Here is an 18,649-nt window from a genome sequence, read left to right on the forward strand (position 1 = left end):
TACACTGCGGGTAACTATACGCTGACGGCACCCGATGTCTCGGAATAAATTCTCCTCGCGGCACTTTCTCAACCGTGAGCTGAGCCAGATTGAATTCAACATCCGGGTGCTGGAACAAGCGCGTGACGCCGCCACACCGCTGCTCGAGCGGGTACGCTTTCTCTGTATCTCCTGCACAAACCTCGATGAGTTTTTCGAGATTCGGGTCGCTTCACTCAAGCAGCTCGAACAGTTTGGCGCTGGCAAGCAAGGCCCCGATGGACTCGACCCGGCAACAGCCCTCGAAAAGGTGCACGAAGCGACCAATATGCTGGTCAACGGCCAGTACCAGGTGTTCAACGAAGAGCTGGTGCCAGCACTGGCTGAACAAGGCGTGCGCGTGCTGCGCCGGGAGCAGTGGTCCAAAGCCCAGAAAACCTGGCTCGCCGACTACTTCCGCAAAGAAGTGCTGCCGGTGCTGTCACCACTCGGCCTCGACCCGGTGCACCCGTTCCCGCGCCTGCTGAACAAAAGCCTGAACTTTGCGGTAATGGTGCAAGGTGACGACGCCTACGGACGAGATGCGGAGATGGCGCTCGTGCGCGCGCCTCGCTCACTGCCGCGGGTCGTACAGATCCCCGGGCGGCGGGAAACCGGTTATGACTTCGTCTTTCTGTCGTCGATTCTGCAGGCGTTTGTCGACCAACTCTTCCCCGGCATGCAGGTCAGCGGCTGCTACCAGTTTCGCGTCACTCGAAACAGCGAGCTTTATGTCGACGAAGAAGAGGTCGAGGATCTCGCCCAGGCGCTGAAGGGTGAGCTGCTTGAGCGCAGCTTTGCGTCAGCCGTACGGCTGCAGGTGCTGGAAGCCGCGCCCGACGAGATTGTTGAGTTCCTGAGACGTTGCTTCAAGCTTGAAGAGCGAGACGTCTTTCGCTGCAACGGGCCGGTCAACCTCCACCGCCTGGCTGAAATCTTTTCGATGGTGCACCGCCCGGACCTGAAGTACCCGGAGTTTCGATCGCATACGTCGCCGGACCTGATCAGCGGCACGCCGCTTTTCTCCGCCATCGGCAAGCGCGACTACCTGATGCACCATCCGTTCGACGCGTTTGCACCGGTGATCGATCTGCTGCGGCAGGCCGCCGCCGATCCCGACGTGCTCGCCATTAAACAGACCCTTTATCGAACCGGTAAGCGGTCACCCATCGTCGAGCTGCTGATTGAAGCGGCCCGTGCCGGCAAAGACGTCACCGCCGTCATCGAGCTTCGCGCGCGCTTCGACGAGCAGGAAAATATCGAGCTGGCCAACCAGCTGCAGGAGGCCGGCATCCAGGTGGTCTACGGCATCGTGGGCCACAAAACGCACGCCAAGATGCTGCTGATCGTGCGTCGAGAGGGTGGCAAGCTCCGACGATACGCTCACCTCGGGACAGGCAATTACCACTATCGCACCGCAGCGGCCTACACGGACCTGGGGATGCTCACCGCTGACCGGCTGATCTGCGCTGACGTCCATACACTTTTTCAGCAGCTCACCGGCCTCGGCAAGCTGGAAAAGCTCAAGCGCCTTTATCAATCGCCTTTTACCCTTCGGGAGATGCTGCTGCGGAAGATTCGACGCGAGATGAACCACGTGAAGAAGGGCCATGGGGGCCGAATCGTGGCGCGGATGAATGCACTGACCGAAGCGAGTCTGATCCGCGCACTCTACAACGCGTCCAACGCCGGAGTTCAGATCGACCTGATTGTTCGCGGCGCGTGCTGCCTGCGGCCGGGCATCAAAGGCGTCTCCGAAAACATTCGGGTACGGTCGATTGTCGGGCGCTTTCTCGAACACTCTCGGGTCTTCTACTTTGGCAACAACGGCAAACGGGAAGTCTATGCGGCCAGCGCCGACTGGATGGACCGCAACATGTACTCGCGCGTCGAATGCTGCTTTCCCATCCGCGATCCTGCCATGGCTAAGCGAGTGGTCCACGAGACGCTGGAGGTTTACCTGAAAGACAACACGCAGGCCTGGGAACTCGGTAGTGACGGCAGCTATCAGCGGCTCACCTCCGGCGGCGACAAGCGATTTTCCGCGCAGGAGTACCTGATGGAGAAGCGGCCTTGAGTTCAAGCCCTGTCGCTCCCGCCACGGGTTTAAGCTCGGAGGCCAACGCCGACTTTGACTTCTCGCCCGACCAGCTTTTTGCCGCGGTGGACCTGGGCTCCAACAGCTTTCACCTGATTGTGGCGAGGTACGAACACGGCACCCTGATCATTGTCGACCGGATCAAAGAGATGGTGCGGCTGGCCGAGGGCGTTAACAGCAAGGGGCAGCTCTCGGCGCCGGTAGCCAACCGGGCGCTCGAATGCCTGGCCCGGTTTGGGCAGCGCCTGGCCGGGCTGCAGCCAGACCGAATCGCCGCGGTCGGCACTAACGCGCTGCGCAAGATGCGCGACGGCTGGCGGTTCCTTGAGCAGGCCGAGGACCGGCTTGGCTGCCCGATTGAGGTGATCTCCGGCGAAGAGGAGGCAAGGCTGATTTACCTGGGCGTTGCCCACGGGGTTTCCGAGGAAGGCCGGCAGCGGCTGGTGATCGATATCGGCGGCGGCAGCACCGAGCTGGTGATCGGCCGGGAATTTAACGCGGTCATGGTGGAGAGTCTGTTCTTCGGCTGCGTGGCCATCACCCAGAAGTTTTTTGGTGATGGACGCATCACGGCCAAACGCTGGCGCAAAGCCAGCGCCGCGGTGCTGTCGGCGCTGCGCCGCTACGCGCCGCAGTTTCGCGAACTGGGCTGGCAAGAAGTGTTTGGGTCCTCGGGCTCGATGCGGGCTGCCGGGGCGGTATCGGTCGCACAGGGCTGGACCGAGTTCGGCATTTCCAAAGATTCAGTGGCCGCCATTCGAAAGCACCTGCTCGACGCAGGCCACATCGACCAAATCTCGCTGTCGGGCCTAAGCGAGCGCCGGCAGCCGGTATTTGTCGGCGGCATGGTGGTCGTGGAAGCCTGCATGAGTGAACTCGAGCTGGACCACGTTCTCGTCACCGACTACGCGCTGCGTGAAGGGCTGCTGTACGACCTGATCGGACGTATTGAGCACCCCGATCCCAGAGTTGGCGCAGTCCGCTCTCTGCAGCAGCGGTATCCCGTGGACAAGGCTCACGCCCAGGCGGTTGCCGATACCGCTGCCGGGCTGCTCGATCAGGTCGCCGGTCGCTGGCACTTGGAAGATGAGGATCTTTTCCTTTTGCGCGCGGCGGCGCATCTCCATGAGCTTGGCCTGAGCATCGCGCACCACGGCTACCACCGTCACGGCGCCTACCTGCTGGAGCATTCGGACCTGCCTGGATTTTCGAAGCAGGAGCAGAAAATTCTGGCGGTGCTGGTTCACAGCCATCGCGGCGCGCCGGTTCAGACACTATTCGACGAGCTGCCGGAGAGGCTGCAGAAGCGCGTTCGGCGACTCGCCATCCTGCTGCGGCTGGCGGTCGTGTTTAATCGCGATCGGCTACACCAGGAAGTGCCGATCGCACGCCTAAAGGCGGCCAAAGACGAAAATCAGCTCAAGCTGCACCTGCAGGAAGACTGGCTGGCGGAACACCCGCTAACGGCGGCGGATCTGGAGTCAGAGCAAGCCAGCCTCAATAAGATCGACGCGACCCTGAAGCTGGTTCAGGACAACCCGACTGAAAAAGCCTAGCCCTCTGAGTCGACGACGGATTGTGACGGCAGAGGGGGATCTACCGGGGTCTCGTCCTGGGCCGCAGCCACCACGGCCTCAAAGGTCGTGTGGCGAACGTCTTTGCCCTTGACCAGATAGATGATGTACTCGGCGATGTTCTGGCTGCGGTCGCCGATCCGCTCGAGCGCCCGCGCGGCCCACAGGATATTCAGCACGGCCGGAATCGCCCGCGGGTCTTCCGCCATGTAGGTCATGAGCTGGCGGGTGATCGATTCATATTTGGCGTCGACTTTCTGGTCAGCCTCCACCACCGCTACCGCCTGCTCGACGCTGGTCCGCGCAAAAGCGTCCAGGACGTTGGCCAGCATCGCCCGCACGAGCTGCCCCATGTGCTCAAACTCGGTCATGACGTTTTCGTGCAGCCGGTCGCCGCCCATAAACTTTGCCATCTTGGCAACCCGCTCCGACTCATCGCCGATGCGTTCAAGGTCTGAGATGGTCTTGATCACGGACATCACCAGCCTGAGCTCCGAGGCTTCCGGCTGTCGCTTGGCCAGCAGACGCGTGCACTCCTCGTCGATCTCCACCTCTTTAGCGTTGATTCGGTAGTCGTCCCGTTCGATGGTGCGGGCTTTGTCCGTATCGCCAGCGATCATGGCCTCGATCGCGCCCTGCAGCTGACCCTCAACCAAACCGCCCATGGTGAGTACCTGGTTGCGAACACGCTCAAACTCTTCGGCAAATTGCTGTGGCATAGGGCTGGCTGTTGTCTTCCGCGTTGCTTGAATTGAGGGAGGGGCTGTCGATGATCGACGCCCGGTCAGGAATAACGCCCACACGTGCAGTGTACTCTTTTTCTGGAAATTACGGTGGAAGTTTCCGCGTTTAGCCGTCGCTGCCATGTCATTTGGCCGCAATAAATGTGTCAACGAACCGCAATCCATGCTCGTTACGGTGTGCCGAACTCATCAGGAGATTTGCCGTGGATCACGCGCGGATGCACATCGCCATCGTATCGGAGACCTACCCGCCGGAAATTAACGGCGTCGCCTTGACGGTGCGGGGCATGGTCAACAGCTTAAGAGCGGCGCATCAGGTGACCGTGATCCGTCCTCGGCAAGGCTCCGCGGACCAGCCGGCCACCGATGCGAGTATGGTCGAACACCTGATGCCAAGCCTGCCGCTGCCGCGCTATGAAGGCCTGCGATTTGGTCTGCCAGCGCTTCGCCGCGTCGCCCGGGTCTTCGACCAGCACCAGCCGCAGGCATGCTATATCGCGACGGAAGGCCCGCTCGGCTGGAGCGCTTTGCGAGCCTGTCGACAGCGAGGCATTCCCGTACTGACGGGGTTTCACACGCGCTTTGATCAGTATGCCGGGCACTACGGTGTCGGGATGGCGGAGCGCTCGGTCGCAGCTTATCTCAAACGGTTCCACAACCGCGCGCACGGCACCCTGATACCGACCCGGGAGCTGCAGCGCGACCTGCAGCAAAAGGGGTATCAGAACGTCATGCTGCTGCCCCGAGCCGTGGACACAAAACTGTTTTCGCCAGCCAAACGCTGTGTCGAGCTGCGGCGCCGGTGGGGCGTTCCAGATAACGGCCTCGCCGTGATCTACGTTGGCCGGCTGGCGGCCGAAAAAAATCTGTCCGTCGCCGTTGAGGCCTTCGAGGCGATCAAAGCTCGCAACCCCCGAGCGCGGTTTATCCTGGTGGGCGACGGTCCCGCCAGGGCCGCCTTGGAGCAGCAGAACCCCGACTACCAATTCTGCGGCCTTCAGCTTGGAGAGGCGCTCGCTGCACACTACGCGAGTGCGGACATGTTCTTGTTTCCAAGCATCACTGAGACGTTCGGCAACGTGGTCCTCGAGGCGCTTGCCAGCGCGGTGCCGGTGGTTGCCTACGACTACGCCGCTGCCGCCGAGCACCTGCGCAACGGCGAAAACGGCTATGCGGCGCCGTTCGACAACCGCGACGCCTTTATCAGCAGCGCGATTGTGCTGAGCGGGCTGGCCGGTGAGTTACCCGACCTCCGGTCTGGGGCGCGCCAAAGCGTCATTCAGCTAGAGCCCCACAGCGTAGCCGAGGGGCTGGTGGAACTATTTCATGGGTTGGCTCGGGAGAAGGCCGCATGAATATCGTTACCGGTATGCCAGGATTTCTGGCGCAGCATGACTACAAACTGAGTCTTTGGCTCAATCGTCTCGGCGAGAATGAACGGCTCAAGCAGACCCTCGGTCAGGTCAGCCGGCTCGGGGACGGCTTCCTCTGGCATGTATTGATTCTGGGATTACCTTTTGTCATCGGCAGGTCTTTTGTGCCCGTTTCTTTGTGTCTGGCGCTCACGGCTCTTAGCGGCGTGTGGATCTACAAGCGGATCAAGGCGCACTATCGTCGGCCTCGGCCCTACCGCAAAGATCCCAACTTTCTTGCTCGCGCTGTGGCTCTCGATGAATACAGCTTTCCTTCTGGCCACACGCTGCACGCAACCGCGTTCCTGTTTGTGTTCGCGATGACCTCTCCGATGCTTGCGATCCTGTTTGCGCCGTTCGCTATCGCCACAGCGGTTTCGCGTGTGATACTGGGCATGCACTATGTGTCGGATGTGTTTGCCGGCGCGGTGGTGGGTGTGGCCGTCGCTGGCTTTTGGCTGGCTGCCCTGAGCAACCTTGGCTTCCTGAGCCTGTAACAAAGAGCGAAAAACAACTTGACCACCGATCGAGCCGCGACACTCTTTCTTTGTACCGGAAACGCCTGTCGCTCCCAGATGGCCGAGGGGTGGGCACGACATCTGGACCCTGAGGGCATTTACCTCTCGGCGGGCATCGAGACTCACGGGCTGAATCCGCACGCGGTGGCGGTGATGCGGGAAGCGGCCGTGGATATCTCCTACCACTCCAGCAAGACCCTGGACGACATACCGGAGATCGATCGAGTCGACCTGGTGGTCACCGTTTGTGACCATGCGAGTGAAAACTGCCCGGTGTTTCCCGCAGACGCTACGGTGATCCATCGAGGCTTCCCCGATCCACCGAAATTGGCCAAAGCGTTAGAAGACCCTGAGGACCAGCTTGACTGCTATCGGCGCGTCCGCGATGAGATTCGCGCGTTCGTCGTCACCGAGCTGCCGCGGCTGACGACTGCGTAAACGCGATTGCTGAACCCCGGGCGTTGCTAGAACGCCATCCTCGACGCCTCGCGAGAAACCCCCAGGCTGCGCTCCTGTCGCTCCTTAATCTCCTGCGCATCCAGGCAAAGGTTCGCGATAGGCCTCGCTTGCAGCCGGGCAACCCCTATCGGCTCTCCGGTGATCTCACAGTACCCGTAGGAACCCTCGCGGATGCGGTCCAGCGCCATATCGATCTTTCGGATCAGCTTGCGATACCGGTCGCGGGTGCGCAGTTCAAACTGCTGGCTTTCGATCCGGACCGACTCATCCGCCTCGTCACCGATTTCAGGCTGCGCGTCACGCATGTGATCGATCGTCTGACGAGAGGCCTGCAGTAGCTCTTTACGCCACGTCAGGAGATGCTCACGAAAGTATTCGAGCTGTGCGTCGCTCATGTAGGGCTCGTCAGGCGTCCATGGTTGCGTCTTCATCAGAAGTCTCCTTCAGTCCGTTGTGGGTTGCGCCACGTTCCGTGTGAGCCGATTACGCCGCGCTGGAAAGCGGTGAGTCGGTCCACCAGTGGCTGGGAAGGGTCGCGAGGCATTCGCTGCGATCGGCACAGCGCCAAAGCTCAAAGCCGCCCTGTTCGAGCTCACAGATTGTTGTGCAGTGTTCGACCCAATCGCCGTCGTTCAGGTAGGCGATGCCGTCCACACAGCGGATATTGGCGAAGTGGATGTGACCGCAGATATAGCCGTCTACAAGGAGCCCACGAGCCTCGTTCATCGCGCGCTCTTCAAAGCATTGAATGTATGCCATGGCTTTGGTCAGGCGACGCTTGATGCTCACCGACCACGGTGAGTAGGTCAGGTCCATTCGCTGGCGCGCCGAGTTGTACCAGGTGTTCAGTCGACAGCTGAAGCCGTACAGCGTCTCACCGACACTCTCCAGCCAGCGTTTGCCCTGGCCCAACTCGTCCAGCTCATCACCGTGACGTACGCGGTAGCGGGATCCGTCGACGGCAACGTAGTCCAGCTCGCGCCGGATTTCGATGCCGCGCCATTCAGCCCCGCAGAAGGCACGGGCTTCCTCGTCATGGTTGCCAGGCACGTAGACCACCCGAGTTCCTGAATTGGCGAGCTCGAGCAACCGCTCGAGCACCCTCGTGTGGGTGGGATGCCAGTAGGCCCGGCTACTCATGGCTTTGATGTCGACAATATCTCCGACGAGAAACAGCTGCCTGGCGGTTGTGGTGTTCAACAAATGGAGCAGGTGTCCCGCCTGGCAATCGGGTGTGCCCAAGTGGACATCAGAAACAAACAACGATCTGACTCGACTGTGCATGGCGTATCACCTCTCACTGCGGAACTCTGGCTTCGTGGTTAGCAAACCAACACTTCAGAAGACTTCACGTTTGCGCGGAGTTTGAGCGGTCGGTGTTACAGAAGTTGTAATGCTGTATGTCAGTTTTTTTGCGCAAAAAAAGGGCGCCCGAGGGCGCCCTTTTGGGTATTGCTTGACGGAAACCCCTTAGAGGTCTTCGTCAGGATCTACGTTGGTCCACTCACCGTTGGTCCAGTCTTCGCTCGGCGAAGCACCCGGGACCAGCGCGCCTGCGTAGTCGACCTTGTCAAAGAAGTCGTCAAACAGCGTGGCGTCGATAACGCCGATGCCGTCAGCCGGCGAGCCGGCAGCGGGAATCAGCGCGTTGTTGGAGGCAGAACCGATGCGACCGCCAGCAGCCAGCCCGGTGAGCTGCGGGTCAGCGGTCGTGTTGTTGGCACCGCCGTTGAACAACTCAGATTCAAGCAGATCAGCCTCATTGTCATCGAAGAGGTTGCCGTCACAGGCCAGAACCGAGTTGGCGATCGTGCCGTTGTTCGGGTCAGCGTTCACGTCGATGTTGATCTGCGGACCGTCAATACGGAGGCAGTCGCTCGGCGCGAGGTCGCCGGATCCGCTGGCCACCAGCAGGTTGGTGATGTTGAAGAGCGCACCACGACGAATGCGCAGTGCCTGCTGAGGCCCTTCACCAACGCCCGCTTCGTAGAAGATGGTCACATTAGCGAACTGCGGGAAGGTCCGCGGCGTGGCGCCTTCGTTACCTTCCTGGCCATCCCACTCGAAGCCGCGTGCGTCTTTCAGAGCGGCCTCAGACATGTGGGCAATGCCGTACTGCAGCTTGGGCTGAGCCCCCTGCGTCATGTCAAAGCTGTCATCATCAACCGCGGTTACCAGCGCGTATTTTACGTTGCCGGCACCACCGAACCACTCAATGCCGTCATCGCCGTTGCGGTGAACGTGGATGTGATCGATCACCGTACCGTTACCCACGGTGTACAGCGAAAGGCCGTTCAGCTCAGCAAGCGCAGAGATTTCTGTCCCGGCATATTCGATGCGAACGTACCGCAGCTCGCCGCTGTTGTCGTCGTTGTTCGTGCCGCCGTAGTTTTGGATCTCGAGTTCATCAAGGCAGCTCGCCGGATCACAATCGTTAGGAACACCTCGGCCGGCGATGATCACGCCACCCCACTGGCCCGCGGTCAGGTCACCTTCCAGCAGGTGCCGCTTAGAGGTAAACACAATCGGCGCTTCCGCGCTGCCAACCGCCTTGATTTGATTGCCTCGGCTGACCGAGAAGAACGCGCCAGCGTCCTGTGAGCCCTGGGGCAGGTTGTCGCCAACTACCACGGTGCCGGGCTCAATGGTGAGAACCGCCGGCGTACCGCCTTCCGGACCGAGGTCGTGGCCAAAGCGGAAACCGCTCAGGCTGATAACCCAGTGCAGGTCGTTGGTCAGCGTCTGGCTGGTGTTGAGCGTTGCCGGGAGAACACAGGCACCCGGAATATCCGGATCAGCGCCGGCAGAAAACGCCGGGCAAGTCGCCGCGCCGAACGTCTCAGTCCACGGGCAGGCCGGATCAGGAACCAGCGAGGTGAAGTTGATCGTTCCACTGCCGCCACCGTCGAGGGTGTACGTGACGTCCATAGAGGAACAGCTGTTAAACAGGAAATCTGCGCTGCCAACGACCGTGTTGGCCACGTTGCCGGATGAGTTGAAATCCCCGCCGGTGTTGGTGAAAAGATCCAGTCCGTTGTAGCTGTTGATACCGGTGACGGTTGTGGTGTTGGCGGTAACCCAGGTCGCGTTGCCGCTGTCGTCGTTGGCAAAGAACGCAAAAAAGAACTGGCGACCGCCACCCGGCAGCTCGAGGATGCTCAGGGTGGCACCGGTGCCGAGGTTTCCGTTCGGAATCCAGGTAGCGGGCATCACCTTGGTCACGGTCAGTGCACTGGCGGCGCCAGCGAGTAACAGTGCGGCGACACCCATGAGCGCAGACGTCAGGCGTCGGTTGCTGTGTAGCATTTGTGTTCTCCCTAGGAAGCGAGGAATAGGTAGGTTGAGTTAAGTGTTGCAATCGGTAACGCGACGCCAAGATAGGTTGGCTTTGTTACAGTCTCTTGAGCGGTGCGTTACAGATTTATGACAGCGGTGTGTAACCCGTCAGAAACGCCAATCCACGCCGATTCCGAACTCGCGGCCCCGCTTAAAGGTCCGCGTGAACTCGTCTCCCTGGGTAAACAGCACCCGATCGTCAAGCAGGTTTCTTGCGTTAAAGCCAAGTTTCAAAGAGCCATCCAGGAAGGTCTGGCTGAAGACAAAATCCACAACGTGAGTGGGCTGCTCAAAGATGTCTGGCACCCCCTGCGCGCCGACAAAGCTGATTCGCTCGCCGAAGGTGTTGTAGAGCAGCGTCGCCTTGATGCCGCGGTCTTCGTTGTCGTAGCCGATCTGCAGGTTAAACACATACGGAGACTGGCCCTGTAGTTCCCGGTTGAGGTTGGTGAGGCGGCCCGCCTGCTCTTCGGTAATTTCCACGCTGGAGTCGATGTAGCTGTAATTGCCGGCTACGTACAACTTCGAGAACAGCCCGAGATCCCACCAGCGCTGCAGCGGCTCCAGGCTGCGATAAAACTCCAGCTCAAGGCCGTTGATTTCCGCAGCCTGCACGTTGCCTACGGTGGTGCTCTGGGCCGAGCCGCCCAGAAAAATCAGCTCAATTGGGTTCTCCAATTCTTTGCGAAACAGCGCAACGGAGATGTTGTTGATGGTGTCGAAGTATCGTTCCCAGCGCAGGTCGTAGTTGGTGATGTTGACCGGCACGAGATTCGGGTTACCGTTGATGTTCAGGTCAAGCTCAGGATCGGTGTAAAGAGACGTGGACGCCTCGCGAAATTCCGGACGCGTGGTGGTCTCACTGAAGCTAAGCCTTAGCTGGGTGGCGTCACTAAATGACCAGGTGGCGCTAACGCCAGGATACTTTTCGTCTGTCTGGATATCCGACACGACAGGCTCGCTGGTGTCGAAGCGGTCGACGGTTGTCACGTTCTGGTCAAAAGCCTCGTCCCGGATACCCAGATAGACGCGAAGCTTGCGCCAGGTTGCGTCGACCGAAAGATACTGGCCGTCGATGGTCTGGTCCGCGAAGTAGGTATCGGAGCTGAGCGTCCGCTCAAAAAACTGAAACCCACCGTCAGGTGAAATGTTGATCGGGTCCAAAACCGTTTCGGGGTCTTGCCTGCGAAGATCACGGTCACGGCAATCGCGACTGCGACACTCAAAGCGGAACCGACGAATGAACGAGTTTCGATCTTTGTCGACCTTGTTGATGCCGGCACCAAAGGACACGGAGAGATCATCCCACTCCACGGGCAGCCGAAGATCGACCGCGTAGTTGGTGGCGTTGTCCTCCAGCAGCGACCAGAATCGCTCGTTCGCCGTGTTGCTGCCGGTAAACACAAAATCGCCTTCACCGAAGTCGGTATAGCTGTAGCGCCGCGCGTCGGGGGAGTCTCGGAACGTATCCGCGTCGGAGTAAAACCAGCTGATTTCAAAGTCGGCCAGCTTCGGAAACACGTGCTTGCCGTTGAGCTGCAGCGCAGAGAGCTCCCGCGACTCAAATTCGAGGAACGTTTCCTCGATGATGTTGCCCTCGATCTCCAGGCCGCGTGAAACCCGCGTTTCGTCCTCAGAATTGCGGAGCCGCATGCCGGTGAAACTCAGCTGGTGAAGGCCTTTCCAGTCGATCCCGGCCGACAGGTAGTTGGTGATATTGATGAACCGGCGGGTGATGTCGACATCAAAATCGGTTGCGGTCGTCAGACGGATCTCATCATCAACGAGGAACCCGAAGAACGAATCGCGGGTTTCAAAGCGGTTGCGGAAATCCTGATCGTAGGCATAGACCGCCAGCGCACCCGCGGTTACGTCACCCCAGTCTCCGCGCCAGCCTCCGGAAATTGTCAGGTTGTAGTCAGCCGGCAGCTCGCGCGGGCGATTGTTGTAAATCGTCGGAAGCTCTTGCCCGGTGGTATCCGTGAGAGAAAAGTCGGGCGTCGGGAAGGCTCGGGTTCCATCATCTTTGCCGAGAAAGTCGTCATTACCGCCGCGGTAGTCCCCACCGCTGTCCCAGGTCGACTGGTTGTGCCAGGCCGACGAAACGCCAACCCGATAAAAACTGCTGGCAGGGATGCCGGTGGTTCGAAGGTTGATGGTGCCGCCGCCAAACTCCGCCGGCATGTTGGACTCAAAACTCTTCTGGACCAGGACGCTGGCGAGGATATCCGCCGGAAACAGGCTCAGCGGCACGACGCGACGCGTTGGGTCGGGGCTGGGGATGTTGGCGCCGTTCAAGAGCACGCTTGAGTAGCGTTCACCCAGGCCGCGCACGTACACATATTTCCCGTCCACCAGCGTCAGGCCGGTAACTCGCTTCAACGCACCGGCCGCGTCGCCGTCACCCGCGCGGGATATGGCCTCCGCGCCGAGCACGTTGGCAACACCCGAAGACGTTCGCTGCTCCTCGAGCACCGAGGCCAGCGAGCCTTCGACAAACGGCTCAAGCACCACAAACTCGGGCAGCTCCAGACCAGCCGGTACCAGCTCCACCTCCAGCGGCGTGGTTTGCTCGCTCACGATTTCGATGCCGTCCTGGGTGAGGGTCGCATGCTCCCCGTGCATCACGGATATCGAATAGGTGCCCGGCGGCAGGTCGACCTCAAACAAGCCGTCCGGGCTGGTCTGTAAATCGACTGGCGTACCGCTGATGAAGATCCGAGCGCCGCTTACACCCTCGCCCGTCTCAACTGAGAACACTTTGCCTGAGAGCTTGCCGGGATCGCCGGCGACGATGAGCTGCTCGGCCTCGCCGCTGGCCTCGAGACCCTGTCCCTGGTTGGAACTGTCGAGGACGATACTGGCGTCCCGGCCATCATCAAAAATCGTGACCAGCAGCTGCGCCGATTCGTCGGGAATGAGGTTGAGCGGCAGCGTTGCAATCAGCGCTTCTGCGCTACGGATTGTCAGCTCGTGCTCGCCTGGCGCCAGCTCAAAGAACAGCGCTCCGCGAGAATCGGTCTCGCCGATCAGCTCATCATCCAGCACCTCGATTCCCGGCTGGGGAACGCCACCGGAGAAAACGAAGATCGACAGCCGAGCGTTTTTGGGTGGCGGCTCCGGTTCATCAGTGGCTGGCGCCTGGGCGGTTGGGCCAGCCTGCGCGTCATCTCCCGGCGCCGACTCCTGCGCGTGAGCACCCGCCATCGCTAGCAGCAGCAAGGCCGCGATATGGATCCAGAGTCTGGTCATCGCGAATCAGGCGCAGCGCCACGGTTCGGCGCGGCAGTCTTCCATGGCCCGGCGGAGCTCAACAGCCTTACGAAACAGATCAGGGCGTTTGAGGAGACTGATGTGGCGAATGGCGTCGTCAAACTGATTCATCTTGAAATACGCGTAGGCCAGCGCATAGCGAAGATCTTCCTCCGCTTCCAGCAAACCTGCCCGGTTCAAAGCGTCTTCCATCGTGACGATGCCGCTGTAGTCTTCCAGCTCCAGCAGGATGGCAAGGCGTTGTTTCAGTTTGATGTCCTGCGCCTGGATTTCCGTATTGAGGCTGAGGGCTCGATAGAGCTTGCCTGCGCGGCGATAGAGCTCAGCCGCCTCGGAAACGAGCGCGGGATCAGCGAGAGACGCCTGATAAAAAATCTCCGCGGCCGCCAGCGGGTCACCGCGCCCGAGGTAGGTGTGGGCCTTGACCTTCGCGAGGTCGAGATTCTCCGGGAACTTCAGGCCACCGATTTCTAAGAAGCGCAGCGCCTCGTTGAACTGACCGGCGCTTCGCAGCGCGTTGCCGATGGCAACGTAGTCCTCAGCGGTCCCTTCCGAGGCGTCGAGGTACGCTTTACCGAGCTCGGCGGCTTCCTGATACAGAGAAAGCTCGATCAGGTAAAACACCTTTCGGCGGGTGAACGAATAGTTGCCGGGGAAACGCTCAGACGCCGCGGCGAGAATATCCCAGGTGCTGTTGCGCTCGTTGAGGAGCCAGTGGGCGTGCGCCCGCATGATGTAGGTAGAAGAAAGCCGCGCAGCCGCCTCACCCGCTTTCTCAATCGACTCGATCGCCTCGCGGTACTCCTCCAGGGAGTAGTGCACCTGAGCGAGGTAGATGTAGATGACGTCCGGCGTCTGGCCGGTGGTTTCATCGACAAAACCTTCGTCGATGGCCCGGTAGAAGTTGGTTTTGGCCAGCGCCGCCTCGCTGCGATTGAGCTGCACCAGCCCGTAAACGGCGTAGTACTTGCCGCGATCGACGTCCTCGTCCTGCGCGAGATCGACGCTCAGCAGCGCCTCTTCAGCGCGGTCGTAGTGCCCGTCCTGAACGAGCACCGACGCCAGCTCGATGTAGTCAACGTCCTCGTCTTTCGCCCACACGCAAGAGCAAAGGGCCAGCAAAACGCTGGCCAGGAGGGTGCGCCACATCGGGGTCATGTCGCGAGTCGATTACGAAAGGTCGAAGCGCACGCGCTGGCGAGCCCATACGCGTACGCTTTCACCGTTGTAGCTTGCGGGCTCAAACTTCCAGCTTTTGACGCCGGCAACCGCCACGTCCTCGAAGATACCGCTGGGGCTGGCCTCGAGCACCTTAACGCGCTCCACGTCACCGGTGGGGCTGATCAGGACCGATAGCAGCACGTAGCCTTCGATACCTTTGGCCTTGGCTCGGGGCGGATAGGCCATGGCGCTTTGAACGGTGGGTCGGGGCGGATCGTCAACCGAATCGTCGGTCATGACCACGTTATCCGAACCGCCCAGCAGGTCGCCGGTCAGGTCGCCAAGATCGTCAGCATCAAAGCCCGGCAGGCCCAAGTCCAGACCCGACAGCGATGACAGGCCGGTCACAGGCGCCGGGGCGCGCCGCGGCTGCGGCTTGCGTGGCGGCCGCTTCTTCTGCACCTGCTTCTTGGGCTTAGGCTTCTCTTTCTTTTCGTAGTCGATCTTCGCCGTCTTGATCTGGTCTTCGGCCTGCGGACCGTCCGCAAACTTATTGATCAGCACAATGGTGCAAAACACCAGCGAGGATCCGAGCACCATGGACGCCATAGCGATCGAGTGTTTTTTGATATTCATCAATAGAAAAACCTTATCTGTAGTCCCCGGGTCAGCCTTCGCCCGCCTCTGCCACCGTTGCCACGCCGACATCTTCGGCACCAGCGAGCCTCGCCTGGTCAACCACTTCAACCAGACGGTTAGTGGGCACAATCTCGTCGGTCACTACGAGCACCGACTTGTTGGTTCCACCCTTTAACAAATCACGCAGCCGGCTCTGAATCACCCAAACCCGAATCGGTTCGCCGTTGAGGTAGGTGTCGCCGCCTTTATCGATGTACAGCCGGATCGCCTTGGTCGACGCGACGCTGCTGCTGGACGCCGCCGGCCGTTCGAGGTCCAGCTTCATGTCCTTCACAAACGTGGTGCTGACCATAAAGAAGATCAGCAGAATAAAGACCATGTCGATCAGGGGTGAGATATCAATCCCCTCTGGGCCGCGCTTTTTTTCTCGGTATCTCATCGGCGTCTCTTACACACGGCCAGCCGTCAGCAGGTCTTTGATCTGCGCCAGCTCAAGCTCCAGCCGGCTTTGCTGCCGATCCAAAAAGCCTTTAACCAGCAACCCTGGAATGGCCACTGCCAACCCCATCTGGGTGGTGAACAGCGCCTGCGAAATGCCGCCGGCGATGCCGCCGGACTGGGAATAGAGCGACATGTCGCCGAGTGAGTCGAAGGTTTCGATCATGCCAACAACGGTACCGAGCAGCCCCAGCAGGGGCGCAACGGCAATGATCGAGGTAATCAGCGCGTTGTATTTCTGCAGATCGCGCTCGTAGGGGGAAAACGCGTCGTCCAGATAAGGGCGCGCGCCGGTGGGATGGGTTCGCACCACCTCAACCCCGGTCAAAACGGCGCGGTCGATGAGGCCCTTCGCCTTGGTAAATTTGCCCTTCTTGGCGCGGCTCAGCAAGATTCGGACGCTCCGCCGATTGCCTCGCTGCAGCAGCGAAATGCGATAGCCAATGGCAAGCCAGAGCACCACGGTGGCAACGATCAGCGGCGGCATGACATAGCCACCCTTGTCCACGTAGGCCAGCAGCTCCGCCAGGATGGTTTCCATCAGGAGCATCAGGCGGCCGCCCTCAGCTGCGACTTGCGATCCTGGCTGACGTTGATGACGTGAAGCGCCGCTTTCTCCATCTGATCTTTGATGGCCTCGGACCAGCTGGACAGCATGTTTCCGAGCAGCAGCAGCGGGATCGCAACAATCAGGCCCAGCTCGGTGGTGACCAGGGCAATCGCAATACCCCCAGAAAGCAGCTTCGGATCGCCAGTCCCAAACTCGGTGATGATCTCAAAGGTGGAGATCATGCCGGTGACGGTACCCAGCAGACCAAGCAGCGGCGCCACGGCGGCGATGACGAGGATAAAGATCCCGAAGCGATTCAAATGCGGACTTTCGTGCAGGATCGCCTCAGAGACGATGTCTTCAATGTGATCCCGATCTTTTTCGAGGTTGCGAATCGATGCCGCCACCACGCGAGCCGGCGCGCTCTTTTTGTTGCGCAGGTATTGCAGCGCTTCATCCTGGCGCCCCTCTCGCACCATACCGCCGACACGATCACCCAGCTTGCCGGCGCCGGTACTGGCGCCGCGCAGGAACACAAAACGCAGCACGCAGAGGAGCAAACCGATGGCACCCAGCGTGACGATTACCCAGCCGATGGTTCCGCCGTCGTTGATAATGTCCACCGGCGTTTTCGCTTTCTTGGTCTCGACTTCTTTCGCCAGGGACTCGAAGAGGAACACCGGAATGGTGGCTGCGCCGCCGTTCGCCAGGACACCGTTCACGGCTTCCGGGTCGCCGGCCGGCCAGACCTTCAGCCGTTCGCCGCCGGCAGGCGCCAGCACGGAGGACACGCCAGCACCCCGACCGTAGGCCGCGATGTTCCCGACGCGCAGGATTTCACCCGCAATCTCCTCGCCGTCGGCCGTGTAGAAGACGCCCTGCTCGCGCCGTATCTGGCCGAGCGTCTCAATCAGCTGCGCACCCTCGTCAAACAGCGCCGCCACCCGCTGATCGTCCGTCATGTTCGCGAACGCTTCGCTGTCCAGCGTGCTGATGTCGTATTGCTCGAGGGTCACGCCAGCCTGCTGAAACGTCGCGGCCAGGATCGCTCGGTTGTCGGCGTTGGCGAGCGCCTGTTCTTCTGAAGCGTTCACCTGCTCGTCGACGGCGTCCGCCTGCGAGTCCAGCCGCACAACGGAGCGCTGTAGGGCGTCAACCTCCGCCTGCAGGGCATTGGACGCCTGGGCGTTTCGGCTTTTGGTCTGCTCGATCAGCCGCTCCAGCTCGCGCCGCTGCGCTTCGAGGAAGGCAAACTCGCGCTGGTAAGCCTCTTCAACCGAACGCCCTTGGGGTGCCGGCGCGGGGGCTGGAGCCTGCTGCACCGGCGGCTGCGAGACGCTCTCGTCCGCGGCCTGATCCTGCGCCAGGCTCACACTCGGCTGCAGAAGCAAGCCGGCCAGCAGCAACGCTGTGATGCGAGCGATCACGACGGCACCCGTCCGGTCAGCGTGTTGGGCAGCTCAAAGTAGCCCTGACGAATCTGCTTCTGAAGCGAATCGAACAGGTTGGCGATGCTGGCGATGGCCTCAGCGTCCGAAACGGGCTGAAAGCGCCATTCGTTGCCCGCCTGCACCACCTGGCCATACTGAAGGTCTGCGGTTCGGTAAAACATCATGACCGTGCCGATCTTGGCTACGTCGGCAAGCAGACGCTTCCCGTTAAGATCGATCGTTTGGGAGTAGATGCCGTTTTCCCGGGTCAGGCGGATTTCGTCTTCGTACAGCGCCCACAGCCGGTTTGCCGCGCGGTTGGGCGGGATGACGTTGGTCTCGAGCTGCACCCGGATCTCCTCCAGCTCGCTAAGCCGCTCTTCTCTTTTAAAAGGAAGCGAGCGCCCGATGTACGACTCCATGTCGGCAATCGCAGCGAGCACCGCAGGGAGGAGGACGTCGTTGTCGACGCCGGCTTCGGCTGCCTCAGCCTGGTTCTCGCTCAGCTTTTGCTGAAGCTGCTGGACCTGAGTTTCCAACCGGTTCTGGTTAGCAGCGAGCTCCGTTTTTTGCGCGGCCAGGCTGGCCATCGTGGCGCGCTGCTCGTCCTTTAATATGTCGAGCTCCTGGTTGAGCTCCTCGACTTCCGTGCGCAGCGTAATCAGCCGACTCGCCAGCTCGTCGATCTCGTCGCTAAATACCGGGGTCGCTAGGACCAAACCCGCCAGCGCAGATGCGCCGAGCCGCCAAAGTGTCATGTTGTTTATCCGTTAGGCCGTTAGGTACAGGAAAGCGCCAGCGCCCTGACGGACTTCTGGTGCCGCAAGGATAATCAGGCCATATGACACTTTTGTTACAGAGCCCCGAATCGAGCGAAGAGATGTCACTTTTGGTGCTGGCAGACCCAAACTTTCTCTCTATCGCCGTGATCAGCGCAGCC

16 protein-coding genes are annotated in these 18,649 nt (G+C 60.5%); 5 read left to right on the forward strand and 11 right to left on the reverse strand.

Annotation, left to right across the window (positions count from 1 at the left end; all coding sequences use genetic code 11):
- Nucleotides 1-34: 34 nt before the first annotated feature.
- The gene (gene ppk1 / locus AAF358_24215) at nt 35-2,095 is read left to right on the forward strand and encodes a polyphosphate kinase 1 (GenBank protein MEM7708684.1); all 2,061 of its coding nucleotides are present in this window, start codon (nt 35-37) and stop codon (nt 2,093-2,095) included.
- Complete coding sequence (gene ppx, locus AAF358_24220; protein ID MEM7708685.1) at nt 2,092-3,672, forward strand: exopolyphosphatase; 1,581 nt, start codon at nt 2,092-2,094, stop codon at nt 3,670-3,672. The genes ppk1 and ppx overlap by 4 nt, the downstream gene beginning before the upstream one ends.
- On the opposite strand, the gene phoU is transcribed toward ppx, so the two are convergent.
- Nucleotides 3,669-4,409, reverse strand: coding sequence for a phosphate signaling complex protein PhoU (phoU, locus tag AAF358_24225; GenBank protein MEM7708686.1), 741 nt, complete (start codon nt 4,407-4,409; stop codon nt 3,669-3,671). The two genes, ppx and phoU, sit on opposite strands and share 4 nt — an antisense overlap.
- A 227-nt stretch (nt 4,410-4,636) precedes the next feature.
- Here phoU and AAF358_24230 point away from each other — a divergent pair, with 227 nt between their 5' ends.
- Genes AAF358_24230 through AAF358_24240 form a run of 3 tightly spaced genes read left to right on the forward strand, consistent with a single transcriptional unit; the run spans nt 4,637 to nt 6,801 of the window.
- Nucleotides 4,637-5,788 carry a glycosyltransferase family 1 protein gene (locus AAF358_24230; protein ID MEM7708687.1) on the forward strand — a complete coding sequence of 384 codons (1,152 nt, stop codon included), beginning with the start codon at nt 4,637-4,639 and terminating at the stop codon, nt 5,786-5,788.
- A complete protein-coding gene (locus AAF358_24235) occupies nt 5,785-6,342 on the forward strand; it encodes a phosphatase PAP2 family protein (GenBank protein MEM7708688.1) in 558 nt (185 codons plus the stop codon). The genes AAF358_24230 and AAF358_24235 overlap by 4 nt, the downstream gene beginning before the upstream one ends.
- An 18-nt stretch (nt 6,343-6,360) precedes the next feature.
- Entirely contained in the window at nt 6,361-6,801 is a 441-nt protein-coding gene (locus AAF358_24240; GenBank protein MEM7708689.1) for an arsenate reductase ArsC, read from the forward strand.
- A 26-nt stretch (nt 6,802-6,827) separates the two neighbouring features.
- Here the strand turns inward: AAF358_24240 and dksA are convergent, their stop codons facing one another.
- The 10 genes from dksA to AAF358_24290 form a co-directional block, all read right to left on the reverse strand.
- Nucleotides 6,828-7,253 (reverse strand): RNA polymerase-binding protein DksA, encoded by a 426-nt coding sequence (gene dksA / locus AAF358_24245; GenBank protein ID MEM7708690.1) that lies wholly within the window; start codon nt 7,251-7,253, stop codon nt 6,828-6,830.
- Nucleotides 7,254-7,305: 52 nt separating this feature from the next.
- Nucleotides 7,306-8,106 carry a UDP-2,3-diacylglucosamine diphosphatase gene (locus AAF358_24250; GenBank protein MEM7708691.1) on the reverse strand — a complete coding sequence of 267 codons (801 nt, stop codon included), beginning with the start codon at nt 8,104-8,106 and terminating at the stop codon, nt 7,306-7,308.
- Between the two features lie 186 nt (nt 8,107-8,292).
- Nucleotides 8,293-10,128 (reverse strand): hypothetical protein, encoded by a 1,836-nt coding sequence (locus tag AAF358_24255; protein ID MEM7708692.1) that lies wholly within the window; start codon nt 10,126-10,128, stop codon nt 8,293-8,295.
- A gap of 138 nt (nt 10,129-10,266) precedes the next feature.
- Entirely contained in the window at nt 10,267-13,410 is a 3,144-nt protein-coding gene (locus AAF358_24260; GenBank protein MEM7708693.1) for an outer membrane beta-barrel protein, read from the reverse strand.
- Between the two features lie 6 nt (nt 13,411-13,416).
- Nucleotides 13,417-14,589: a hypothetical protein gene (locus tag AAF358_24265; GenBank protein MEM7708694.1), complete on the reverse strand. Its 1,173-nt coding sequence runs from the start codon at nt 14,587-14,589 to the stop codon at nt 13,417-13,419.
- A gap of 12 nt (nt 14,590-14,601) precedes the next feature.
- Nucleotides 14,602-15,228 (reverse strand): energy transducer TonB, encoded by a 627-nt coding sequence (locus tag AAF358_24270; protein ID MEM7708695.1) that lies wholly within the window; start codon nt 15,226-15,228, stop codon nt 14,602-14,604.
- A gap of 31 nt (nt 15,229-15,259) precedes the next feature.
- Nucleotides 15,260-15,670, reverse strand: a complete 411-nt coding sequence (locus AAF358_24275; GenBank protein ID MEM7708696.1) for a biopolymer transporter ExbD — start codon at nt 15,668-15,670, stop codon at nt 15,260-15,262.
- Between the two features lie 9 nt (nt 15,671-15,679).
- Nucleotides 15,680-16,279 carry a MotA/TolQ/ExbB proton channel family protein gene (locus AAF358_24280; GenBank protein ID MEM7708697.1) on the reverse strand — a complete coding sequence of 200 codons (600 nt, stop codon included), beginning with the start codon at nt 16,277-16,279 and terminating at the stop codon, nt 15,680-15,682.
- Nucleotides 16,279-17,706, reverse strand: coding sequence for a MotA/TolQ/ExbB proton channel family protein (locus AAF358_24285; protein MEM7708698.1), 1,428 nt, complete (start codon nt 17,704-17,706; stop codon nt 16,279-16,281). The genes AAF358_24280 and AAF358_24285 overlap by 1 nt, the downstream gene beginning before the upstream one ends.
- A complete protein-coding gene (locus AAF358_24290) occupies nt 17,703-18,467 on the reverse strand; it encodes a DUF3450 family protein (protein ID MEM7708699.1) in 765 nt (254 codons plus the stop codon). Before AAF358_24290 ends, AAF358_24285 begins: the two co-directional genes overlap by 4 nt.
- Nucleotides 18,468-18,649: the final 182 nt, after the last annotated feature.

The sequence above is a fragment of the Pseudomonadota bacterium genome (genome assembly GCA_039033415.1).
In the GTDB taxonomy this organism is placed as follows: domain Bacteria; phylum Pseudomonadota; class Gammaproteobacteria; order Xanthomonadales; family SZUA-38; genus JANQOZ01.